This window comes from Staphylococcus sp. AC872, from assembly GCF_979255425.1.
In genome coordinates this window covers 13,589-25,004 of the sequence record NZ_CEEDKW010000002.1, presented here as the reverse complement: position 1 = coordinate 25,004, position 11,416 = coordinate 13,589, and the positions used below count along the sequence as shown (strand labels likewise).

10 protein-coding genes and 1 riboswitch are annotated in these 11,416 nt (G+C 32.4%); of the genes, 2 read left to right on the top strand and 8 right to left on the bottom strand.

Annotated features, from left to right (window positions below; all coding sequences use genetic code 11):
* Positions 1-256 precede the first annotated feature (256 nt).
* Complete coding sequence (gene cmk, locus ACZ267_RS03140; protein WP_002465786.1) at positions 257-916, bottom strand: (d)CMP kinase; 660 nt, start codon at positions 914-916, stop codon at positions 257-259.
* Between the two features lie 76 nt (positions 917-992).
* On the opposite strand from cmk, the gene ACZ267_RS03135 reads away from it, so the two are divergent.
* Positions 993-1,967 (top strand): asparaginase, encoded by a 975-nt coding sequence (locus ACZ267_RS03135; RefSeq protein WP_002465794.1) that lies wholly within the window; start codon positions 993-995, stop codon positions 1,965-1,967.
* A 57-nt stretch (positions 1,968-2,024) separates the two neighbouring features.
* Here the strand turns inward: ACZ267_RS03135 and ypdA are convergent, their stop codons facing one another.
* The 4 genes from ypdA to ACZ267_RS03115 all read right to left on the bottom strand — a co-directional run bounded on the left by ypdA (position 2,025) and on the right by ACZ267_RS03115 (position 7,511).
* Entirely contained in the window at positions 2,025-3,011 is a 987-nt protein-coding gene (gene ypdA, locus ACZ267_RS03130; RefSeq protein ID WP_002465727.1) for a bacillithiol disulfide reductase YpdA, read from the bottom strand.
* 188 nt (positions 3,012-3,199) lie between these two features.
* Positions 3,200-5,026, bottom strand: a complete 1,827-nt coding sequence (ebpS, locus tag ACZ267_RS03125) for an elastin-binding protein EbpS (protein ID WP_058714511.1) — start codon at positions 5,024-5,026, stop codon at positions 3,200-3,202.
* A 156-nt stretch (positions 5,027-5,182) separates the two neighbouring features.
* Positions 5,183-6,562, bottom strand: coding sequence for a RecQ family ATP-dependent DNA helicase (locus ACZ267_RS03120; protein ID WP_002465787.1), 1,380 nt, complete (start codon positions 6,560-6,562; stop codon positions 5,183-5,185).
* On the bottom strand, positions 6,543-7,511 hold the full coding sequence (locus tag ACZ267_RS03115; protein WP_079449012.1) for a YpbB family protein: 969 nt from the start codon (positions 7,509-7,511) through the stop codon (positions 6,543-6,545). The genes ACZ267_RS03120 and ACZ267_RS03115 overlap by 20 nt, the downstream gene beginning before the upstream one ends.
* Positions 7,512-7,622: 111 nt before the next feature.
* On the opposite strand from ACZ267_RS03115, the gene ACZ267_RS03110 reads away from it, so the two are divergent.
* Positions 7,623-7,871 (top strand): ferredoxin, encoded by a 249-nt coding sequence (locus tag ACZ267_RS03110; protein WP_002433578.1) that lies wholly within the window; start codon positions 7,623-7,625, stop codon positions 7,869-7,871.
* A gap of 51 nt (positions 7,872-7,922) precedes the next feature.
* Here the strand turns inward: ACZ267_RS03110 and ACZ267_RS03105 are convergent, their stop codons facing one another.
* The 3 genes from ACZ267_RS03105 to ACZ267_RS03095 form a co-directional block, all read right to left on the bottom strand.
* Positions 7,923-8,471, bottom strand: a complete 549-nt coding sequence (locus ACZ267_RS03105) for an ECF transporter S component (protein WP_002465771.1) — start codon at positions 8,469-8,471, stop codon at positions 7,923-7,925.
* 61 nt (positions 8,472-8,532) lie between these two features.
* A riboswitch (FMN riboswitch) is annotated at positions 8,533-8,661 on the bottom strand.
* A 187-nt stretch (positions 8,662-8,848) separates the two neighbouring features.
* Complete coding sequence (locus tag ACZ267_RS03100; protein WP_015364986.1) at positions 8,849-10,591, bottom strand: ATP-binding protein; 1,743 nt, start codon at positions 10,589-10,591, stop codon at positions 8,849-8,851.
* Positions 10,575-11,300 (bottom strand): response regulator transcription factor, encoded by a 726-nt coding sequence (locus tag ACZ267_RS03095; RefSeq protein WP_002465735.1) that lies wholly within the window; start codon positions 11,298-11,300, stop codon positions 10,575-10,577. Before ACZ267_RS03095 ends, ACZ267_RS03100 begins: the two co-directional genes overlap by 17 nt.
* Positions 11,301-11,416 lie beyond the last annotated feature (116 nt).

Here is an 11,416-nt window from a genome sequence, read left to right as displayed (position 1 = left end):
TTATAACATCTTACAAACTGACAGAATTGTCAAGAAATTCCCCTTTTACACTTTAAGAAAAAGATTGTTATTTGATAAAAGTTGCCCTTTAAAGTACGTTAGGTTTCAATTTTTATTCAAAATTAAGAGGTAAAGATGCATGTTTATAGTATATATAATTATTATTTCAGTTTGAAATAACTCATGTTTATTATAAATCACAATAAAAGCTATATAAACGTTTCTGCTTAAGTCGTTTATATAGCTTCTTAATTGATTATTTTATTTGATTAACCATGTCCAAAATTTCATTTGTAACTGTTTCAATTGATTTACCCGTTGTATCTAATGTAACAGCATCGTCTGCTTTTCTTAGAGGTGAAATTTCTCTATTCATATCATATTGATCACGTTGCTCTATCTCAACTTTAAGTTGCTCTAAATTAGAATCAATACCTCGAAGTTCATTTTCTTTTTGACGACGTTCTGCACGTTCTTCAACAGACGCAATCATATAAACTTTTAGTTCAGCATTTGGCAGTACAACTGTACCAATATCTCTACCGTCCATAACAATGCCTTTTTGAGCTGCTAAATCCTTTTGTTTTTTAACTGCAAATGATCTCACTGGTTCTTTAGAGGCAACGTATGAAACGTTGTTTGTAACATCATTTTCTCTTAAGTAATCAGTGACATCTTCGTTATCTAGTATTACACGTTGGCCTTTTGTTTCGTCATAAGTTAATTCTAGTGTTGTATCTTTGATTAATGCTTCGAAGTCTTCAGTTTGATTTGTACGTAAATATTTATATGTGATTGCTCTATACATCGCACCAGTATCTACATAAATCATTGATAGCTGGCTAGCAACCTGTTTTGCAATTGTACTTTTACCTGCAGCTGCAGGACCATCTAAAGCAATATTAATTAAACTCATTATCGAAATACCTACCTTGTTGTTTGATGAATAATATTTTATCATAAATATGTATTTTATTAATAGGAGGAAAACTATGAAACGTCTACTTGTTATACATACAGGTGGCACTATTAGTATGTCACAAGATAGTTCCAATCGAGTCATTACAAATAAAGAAAATCCAATTTCTCAACATCAGGATATCATCAAACAATATGCACAAGTAGATGAAATACATCCTATGAATGTCCCTTCTCCTCACATGTCTATTCAACATGTTAAAGAACTAAGGGATATTATCGTTAATGCAAATCTAAACAATGAAACTACTTATGATGGTTTTGTTATTACACATGGCACAGATACACTTGAAGAAACAGCTTATTTATTAGATTTGTTATTAGATATCGAAGAACCTGTAGTGATTACTGGCGCTATGCGTTCATCAAATGAAATTGGTTCAGATGGATTATACAATTTTATTTCCGCTATAAGAGTGGCTTCATCAAACAATTCATATCATATGGGTGTTATGGTTGTCTTTAATGATGAGATTCATACAGCACGTAATGTAACTAAAACACATACATCCAATACGAATACTTTTCAAAGTCCGAATCATGGTCCGTTAGGTGTATTAACAAAGGATAATGTGCAATATCATCACCACCCGTTGCATCATACAAGTTATAAAAAGATTAATCCAAAGTTAAATGTACCTTTAGTAAAATCTTATATGAATATGCAGAGCGACTTATTGCATTTTTATGCGGAGAGCGATATTGATGGTTTAATTATAGAAGCTATGGGACAAGGTAATTTGCCACCTACTTGTTTAGAAGGTTTATATGCTTGTATTGATAAACAAATTCCGATTGTCATTGTATCTCGATCATTTAACGGCATTGTTAGTCCTGTCTATGCATATGAAGGCGGCGGTTATCAACTGGCTGAAAAAGGCTTGATATTTTCCAATGGATTAAATGGTCCTAAAGCAAGACTAAAATTAGTTGTAAGTTTAAGTAATGAATTGAATCGCGAACAAATTAAACGATATTTTGAAGAATAAACAAGAAATTAAAGAGGCGTAGAAGGTATGATATTTAAACCTTCTACGCCATATTTATTATGATTCAAGCGGCGTTTGCTTTTTAGTAAGAATGCTTTGTGTAATCAAGCCACCATGATATTTACCATTTTCAATAAAGATAGTATTAGCATCATTACCAGCAGCAATAACACCAGCAATATAACAATTTTCTACATTTGTTTCGTATGTTTCACGATTATAAACTGGTGCAGTACCATATTCATTTGTATTAATTTCAATACCGATTGATTCTAAGAATTCATAATTCGGATGATAACCAATCATTGCAAAGACATAATCATTCGGGATCGTAATTGTCTTACCTTCTTTTTCATATGTAACATGATCTTCAGTGATTTGTGTTACATTGGCATTAAATTCCATCGTAATTTTTTCATGATTAACTAATGACTCAAAATTGGGTAAAATCCATGGTTTAATAGCTTTAGGATAACGATCTCCACGATAGATTACTGTAACATTTGCGCCAGCTTTTTCTAATTCTAAAGCGGCATCAACTGCAGAATTCTTACCACCTATTACGACAACATTTTGGTCGAAGTACGGATGTGCTTCTTTGAAATAATGGAATACTTTAGATAACTCAGCACCCTCAACTTCTAGTGTATTATGTTGACCATAATAACCAGTTGCAACTGTTAAAAATTTACATTCGTAAACATCTTTAGTAGTCGTGATTGTAAAACGATTATTCATCTTTTTAACTGTTAAAACTTCTTCAAATGCATGGATATTTAATTGATGATGTTTAACGACTTCTCTATAATATACAAGAGCTTGATTTCGACGTGGTTTACTTTCTTCCACGATAAATGGAATATCACCAATTGATAATTTATCACTAGATGAGAAGAAGGTTTGATGTGTTGGATAATTATAGATAGATTCTACAACATTACCTTTTTCTATCACTAATGTTTCAATACCTTTTTTCTTTTGCTCAATGGCTGCACTTAAGCCACAAGGTCCTCCACCAATGATGATACTTTCTATTTTTTGCATGTAAAACGGCCTCCTTTAATCACCAAATTATTATATCAGTTATATCCTATTTTCGCGAAGTCCTTGTTTTAGAAAAGTTTAAATTATTTATGACTTTTTTGAATAATCGTCTTGATTTGACGGAAACCAAAAAAACTGTAAGTAATGCGATAACATTACTTACAGTTAATTTGATGATTGAATTGTACCTATGGAATTACTAATGTTTGACCATTATGAATATTGTTACCATTTAATCCATTAGCTTGTCTAATTTTTTCAACATTTGCAGGTGAACCACTACCGTAATATTGAATGGCAATTCTGTAGAGATTTTCTTTACCATTTACAGTATGTGTTTGTTTACCTTGTTGGTTACTATTGCTATTTTGGCTATTATTACCTTGTTGGCCATTTTGTTGTGAGTTTTGGCCTTGACCATTTTGGCTATTTCCGCCATTTTGACCTTGGTTATTAGTTGCTTGTGAGTTAGCACCATTAGCATTATCACCAGAACTATTTTTATCTGAATTTGAAGCGTCTGATGAATTTGATTCGTCACTAGATGTTGCTTTATCTTTATCAGAGTCTTTTGATTTATCTTTGTCTTTTGAACTATCTTTATCTTTGCTGTCTTTATCTTTGCTAGTGTCGTTGTTTTTCTTGCCATCTTTACTATCTTTATTAGCTACTTTGTTATCATCATTGCCACTATTACTATGATTATTTAAGGCCATACCTGCGAAAATAGCAATTGCACCTAGGATTAATACTGCAGCTATAATTGGTAAGATGATTTTCATAAAGCCGCCTTTTTTCTTACCATCATGATTGTCTCGATGATTATTGTTATCATCATGTTGGTTGGCTTCTTTTTTATCATGGTGATGTTTTGCACCTGCAGCACCAGCAACACCTGCGGCGCCTGCACCTACTGCAGCAGCTTTCTTCCCTTTATTAGATTGATGTTTATCTTTATTATCATGTTTGTCGTCATCATCATGTTTGCGGTCATCCTTGATATCTTTATCACTATGATGGCTTTCTTTTTTATCATGATGATGTTTAGCTAAACCAGCGGCACCTGCAGCACCAGCAACACCTGCACCAGTTGCGGCAGCTTTCTTACCTTTACCTGATTTTTCATCATCTGATTGATGATTATCTTTAATCTCTTTGTCGTCATGTTTGTTATCATGATGATCTTGATGACGGTCATTTTTTATTTTATTTTCGCCAGTATGATCGTCTTTTTTATCATGATGATGTTTAGCTAAACCAGCAGCACCCGCAGCACCAGCCACACCGGCACCAGTTGCAGCAGCTTTTTTACCTTTACCTGAATCGTGGTGTTCTTCATCATGATGACCTTTATTAAGTTCGTCTTGGCGATCTTTAGATGTATCTTGACGACGGTCATCTTTATTAAAGTCATCATGTCGATCATTATCTTTGTGATGGTCATGTTCACGTACACGATCCTCATGGCCATTATTGTCACCATGTTTATGATCACTAGTCACTTTTTTACCAACTGCAGCACCACCTGCTAGAGCGGCATCTTTACCGTGCCCGTCTTTCTTGTCATGACGATCATCATGTTGAACATCGTCACTTTTACCACTACGCTTTAAAGGTTCATCGTGATTTAATTCTTGTTCTGACTCACGAGTCGAACGATTTTCAGGATGATGTGCCTGTTTTTGATCTCTATTTACATCATTGTGATTGGATGCATCATAATTTTTGTTATCTCCATTATGTAATGATGTATCATCATGTCTATCATCTAATGAACCATCTTGGCTATCTTTTGTACGTGAATCTGCCTGACGGTTATTATTTGTCGCTATATCTCGACGACGCTTTCTTCTCTGTGCATTTCTCGGTGGGAATTGTTGATTTGCTTTGTCTTCAGTTCTGTCTACTGCATTATCTTCTTGCTCTTCATGTGAAGATGTCTGCTCATTATGATCTTCTGGGTCTATTGCTTGACGATTTTTTTCAAAATCATCTTTGAAGTTATTATTAGACACAATCATCATCCTCTCTGTTTAATTTTATTTTATAATGATACATAAACTATACCCATTTATTAAATGATTATGTATAGTAATCAAGAATTTTTTAGGTATTAAGATTTTGTTCATAAGTTAATTATAGCTTGAATAAAGAGTTAAGCAAAATAAAATCTATAGTTCAAATAAATTTTGAAGTTTTTCACTATATGATAGCTTACGTTTAACTTTCTTGCGATTAATTACTTTCATGCTAGGTAACTCAGTATCATTGTCACAACATACATCTGGCAGTTTAGGTTGTTCATTAAAAAATTCCAACAAATATTTTCGGCGACATTGGTCAAGTTGTGTGTAGCCTAACATGCGACTATAACCTAATTTTTTACGTCTGAAAGATTGATCAAAAATACGTTGCATTTGATTAATTGAATATTGATTATAAAGTATGGATAAAATGGATTCTTTTTCAGGAGGGATAAATTGCCCTAATTCAAATGCATGAATATCTTCAGTTGTGATTCTATCAGCAAATAGTATGGTTTCTAATATAAAAGCGTCGTCGGGTTGGAATAAGCTAATGGCTTGGCTCGCTTCACCGTCTCTACCTGCTCTTCCAATCTCTTGTAGATAATTAGAAGGACTAGATGACAAATGAAAATGAATGACTGTTCGGATGTCTTTTTTATTTATTCCCATACCAAATGCACTTGTCGCAACTATGATTGGAATATCATTGTTTAAAAATTGGTGTTGTACTGTCTGTCTTTCTTGATAACTTAAATCGCCATGATATATCCCTGTTAAAAAACCTGAGTCATAAATAAGTTGAGCTAGTGTTAAACATAATTTTTTAGAGGATACATATATAATAGTGGGACCTGTTTCATTAAGTTGTGGTAACAACCATTCTATTTTTTCTTCGTCAGATCCGAAATTGAGATGTTTCAATGAAATATTCATACGATTCATACTTGTTTTAATTGTACTGAAATTAACATTGAGCATTTCAGATAAATCGCTTTCTAAATGAGGTGGTGCAGTTGCTGTTAATGCAAGAATTGTAGCCGACTTAAATGAATTCGTTATTTTTCCAATCAAGGCATAATGTGGTCTGAAATCATATCCCCATTCAGACAAACAATGCGCTTCATCAAGAACAATTAAACCAAAATCTATATTGGCGATAAGTTTAAAATTTTGAGGTTGTAATATAAATTCGGGACTTAAATAGATAAATTTACTTTGTCGAATATTGCTAAGATTTTGTCGTTTCTCTGTATTGTCCATTCCTGAATGGATACAACAAACTGCACGTTCACCATTTAACTTCATTTGCATGACTTGATCATCCATAAGAGAAATTAATGGTGAAATGACAAGTGTTGGCTTTTCAATTATATAAGTAGGTAATTGATAACAAAGGCTTTTGCCACTACCTGTTGGTAAAATACCAAGTGTATGCTTTTGATTTAATACACTGGTAATGATTTCCTCTTGCCCAGGTTTAAAGGAATCAAACCCAAACCAATCTTTAAGTTTCTGTTGAAGCAACTAAGTCACCCCTTTCAATACCGACAATTACCAATTTAATTTGAAAATAAGTTAATGTATCAAATTGTTGCTTGTACTCACGCAATTTGATTCCTATATGACTTTTGTAAAAATCGATAAATGGTTGAATTGTTGTGATGTCTAAATAACTGTCATAGTCATTGATATAACCTTTGATAAACAACTCTAAAAGATGATCTTCAATCGTATTTAATTTAACATTTTGAACAGTTGAGATGTCTTGTATCGGGTGTCCTTGCTCTAATTGATGTAAGGTTAACTTCGTTTTATTAAGTAATGTTGGACGTATAATCGTTTGATTTAATAAAGGATGTTTTTGCATATCTTCAATTTCAAACATGACATCGACCAATTGATTCATTTCTAATTCAAATAGTTCTTGTTGAGACTTCGATTCAATTAAACTGACTTGTTGTCTGGTATACATCGTCTCTTCATATCCTTGTAAATAATAATGCAAATAAACATGTTCATGCTTGCTAGCAATTTTTTCAAATAATTGTTTTATTTCAGTGATAAAATTTGACTCTAAATCGTTAACCTTTATGTGTTGATAAATATCTTTAACACGTTGTTGAATGTATGTTTGTTGAGTAATAGGAATGAACCTAAAATCGTTATGTAAGCTTTGTGATACCGTTTGAATGAGTAATTGGATACAGTTAAATGTATTAATAAGGCTATCATAGGTACATCTTGGATGCGTTTTGATATTTATTTTTGGTTCCTCATCATTCAATTCATTTAAATATCGCTCAAAAGACGGATATTTTAATCTCGGTAAACTATGATATAATGACAAAAGTTGTTGACTACTTGCGTCAAAAAATGTTTGATGGGATTTTTTTCCTGTTAAGATATTATAAATACTTTTATTTGTTTTGTAGTTGAATGCGTGCTGACACGCATATTTGATAATTTGATACAAGATAAACCCTCACTCTATAAAACGAATATATTGAAAATCACACTATCGATGTCTACAATAGTAGTATTGTTATTACTAGTGTAGCATTTTTTTCAAAGGAGGCGAATGAAATTGGCTAAATATACAATCGTTGATATGGATACTTGTATAGCATGCGGTGCATGTGGTGCAGCAGCTCCAGATATCTATGATTATGACGACGAAGGTATTGCTTTCGTAATCCTTGATGATAACCAAGGTACTGCAGAGGTGCCAGAAGAGTTATATGAAGATATGGAAGATGCACTAGAAGGTTGTCCAACAGATTCAATTAAAATTGAAGACGAACCATTTGATGGTGACGCACTTAAATTTGAATAATATATAGTATTAAAAGCGCCTTTACACATTATGTGTAAGGGCGCTAGTTATTTATAAGTGAATGTTATTTTTAATTCTATTGAATATAAAGTAAAAGATGATTGAAATGACAATACCTTTAATAATATTAAATGGTATGACACCTGAAACAATAATTACTTTAAGATTATGAACAATGTCACCTAGGTTAAATATCATGCCGTAAAGTGGTAACAATACAAAATAATTTAAAATACTTAATACAATGGTCATAACAACTGTACCTATTACAAGACCTATTAATAATGATTGCTTACTAAGTTTATTTTTATAAATATAATATGCAGCTAATAAGAAACTTGCAATTGCTAAGAAGTTCGCTACGGGGCCTACAGGATCGCCCATATTGAAAAAGAAATTGAGTAAATTTTTAATAAATGCCACTATAATTCCTGCAATTGGTCCTAATAAAAATGTAGCAAGTAATGTAGGTACGTCACTAAAGTCTAACGTTAAGTATGGTGGTAAAAATGGCAATGGAAATTTAATAAATGTAAGTACGAAAGCGACTGCACTTAACATACTTATAAAGATTAAACGTCTATTTTGGTTTTGTTGCATATATGATTTTCTCCTTTCATTCATCTTGCTAGAAAAGGAGGAAATTTGCACAACAAAAAACCTCCATCTTCTCCCATCCAGACTATACTGTCGGCTTCAGAATTTCACTGAATCAGGTAAAATGAGACATTTTACGTCGCAGGCTTAATTTACTGCCGGTTGGGAATTGCACCCGACCCCGAAGATGAATTAACTATAATTTTATTTTAAATATATCATACATGATAACTCTGTTATGTACAATGAGTTTGCTCCGATATATTTATATAGATATAAGTTGTCATTAAAATAATCAAGTTGATGATTAATCTATAGATTTAATAATAAATAAAAAACCTGTTAAAGTAATCAACTGACTCTAACAGGTTTTATTATGTTTATTTTGGTAATTTGATGATAAAGGTTGTTCCTTCGCCTACTTGACTTTCAACTTCAATTATACCGCCATGTTCTTCTATAATCATTTTACAGATAAATAATCCTAATCCAGTACCTTGTTTACCTCTTTTTCTTGATGCATCTACTTTATAGAAACGATCGAAGACTTGTTGTAAATGTTCAGGTGCGATGCCAGTACCCGTATCTGTTATTCTTAAAATATTATAGCTATTATCTTCGTCTGTAGTTACTGAAATTGTATCTCCAGGTTGTGTATATCTTGATGCGTTATCAATTAAATTGGTTAAGACTTGATCCATTCTGTCCATATCATAGTTCCATAACTGTTGATTGTTCACTTCAAATTGCATGTTAAGTTCTAAATCAGTGGCTTGTTGGCGATATTTTATTCTCATTTTGTTAAGTAAATCAGAAATTGGTTGTGTCTCTTTCTCTACAGATAATCCTTCAGCATCCATACGCGCTACATTTAATAATTCATTTACTAAGCGGTTTAGACGTTTAGATTCATCTAAGACAATAGCGAGTGATTCATGTATTTCATCTGGTTCTGTGACAACTCCATCTACAATAGATTCTGTATAGCCTTGTAGTAATGCAATTGGTGTTCGTAACTCATGAGACACATTTGCGATGAAATCTTTTTTCATTTGATCAAGATTATGTTCATTTGTCATGTCACGTATTATAGCAACGATACCACTTCTGCCATCATTTTGGATACGTTCAATATAACTCATGATAATCACATAATAACGTGTGTTTGCTTCAATTTCTTGGAATTGCGTTTCTTTAGTATTAAAGGTTTGTTCAATTTGATTTTCTATTAATTCAACCGCGTTATCATCTAATGTATAGAAGACTTGGTCTGCCATTTTGTTTGATAAAATAATATCCTTTTGTTCATTAATACCTATAACACCTTCGACCATTGAGTTAATCAAGCTATCACGTATATTTTTAGATGTAGATAATGCTTCTACGTGTTCTTGAATTTCAAAACTCATATTATTAAACGCTCGTGACAGTTCTCCAATTTCATCTTTTGTTGATACTGATGTGATATGTGAATAATCACCTTGTGATACCTTTTGAGCTTGATTTCTTAACTCTCTTAACGGTTTCGTAATTCTAGATGATAGGAAAAATGCAAAAATAGTACTCACTGCTAAAAATATAATTGCGGTAATTAAGATGATAATTGTAATCGCATTGTTAGTATCTTCAATTGATTTTAAATCTTTAAAAATAAAGACACCACTATATTCTGAGTGACTTCCTGGCTCAGCTTTCATTGGATAACCCACTAATATATAGGGATGTGAATTACCTTGTTCTTTAATCGTGACATTACGTGTCATTGACTCACCATGTTTGAAAACACGGTTAAAATCTTTATTATCTTTGATTTCTTTTAACATTGCTTTTTTATCCGGTGAAATTGTTTGTTGATAAGCGGTAGATGAATTTTTCATAATAATTAATCCACCTGGATTATCTATCAATGTTTGGCTATTTTTAATGGCTATATTTTGATTTTTAGAGCTTTCTACCAATGAACTAATACGTTTGGCGTCTTCTTTAATGGAATCTTCAGCTTCTTGTGTATAATAATATTGAATAAAAGTAATTAACGCAGCACTTAATAAAATTAAAACTGTCGTTACTATAAAAATTATAGTTAACCACAGTTTTATTACTACACTATTTAGCCGGTTCATCGTTTGTATTAACCTCGAATTTATAGCCGACGCCCCAAACCGTTTGTATCATATGAGCTGCATCACTCGATACTTTGTTGAGCTTCTCTCTTAATCTTTTCACGTGCGTATCTACCGTACGTAAATCGCCATAAAATTCATAATGCCAAACTTCTTTTAATAATTGTTCACGATCAAATACTTTATTAGGTGTTTTAGCTAAATAAATTAATAGTTCATATTCTTTTGGTGTTAAATTAACCTGCTCATTATCAGCTAGTACTCTATGTGCATCATTATCGATGACTAAGTGATTGAACTCAATCACATCTCTTGCATGAGGTTCACTTTGTTCAGGTGTTGTTGATTGCGTTCTTCTTAATAATGCTTTGACTCTTAAGACAACTTCTCTTGGGGAGAATGGTTTTACAATATAGTCATCGGCACCTGATTCAAACCCTTCGACACGATTCGTCTCTTCACCTTTTGCAGTGAGCATGATAATAGGTGTATCTTTATGCTCTCTTAATTGAGTGGCTACTTCGATACCGTCCATCTCTGGCAACATTAAGTCTAAAAGAATGCACGCATAGTCATTTTCCATAGCAAGTTGATATGCCTCTTTACCATCACTTGCTTCATGTGTTTCAAAAGATTCTCTTTCTAGGTATAGCTTAAGTAATCTTCTGATTCTGTCTTCGTCATCAACGATAAGTATTTCATTCGTCATAATACTAAATTACCTCCTACACATGCTGTTCATTTCAATAGTTATTATAGCATATGAAATAGTCATTAAGTTAGTGTTAAAGAAATCTTTGTGAAAAAAATCTCAAAGATTTAAAT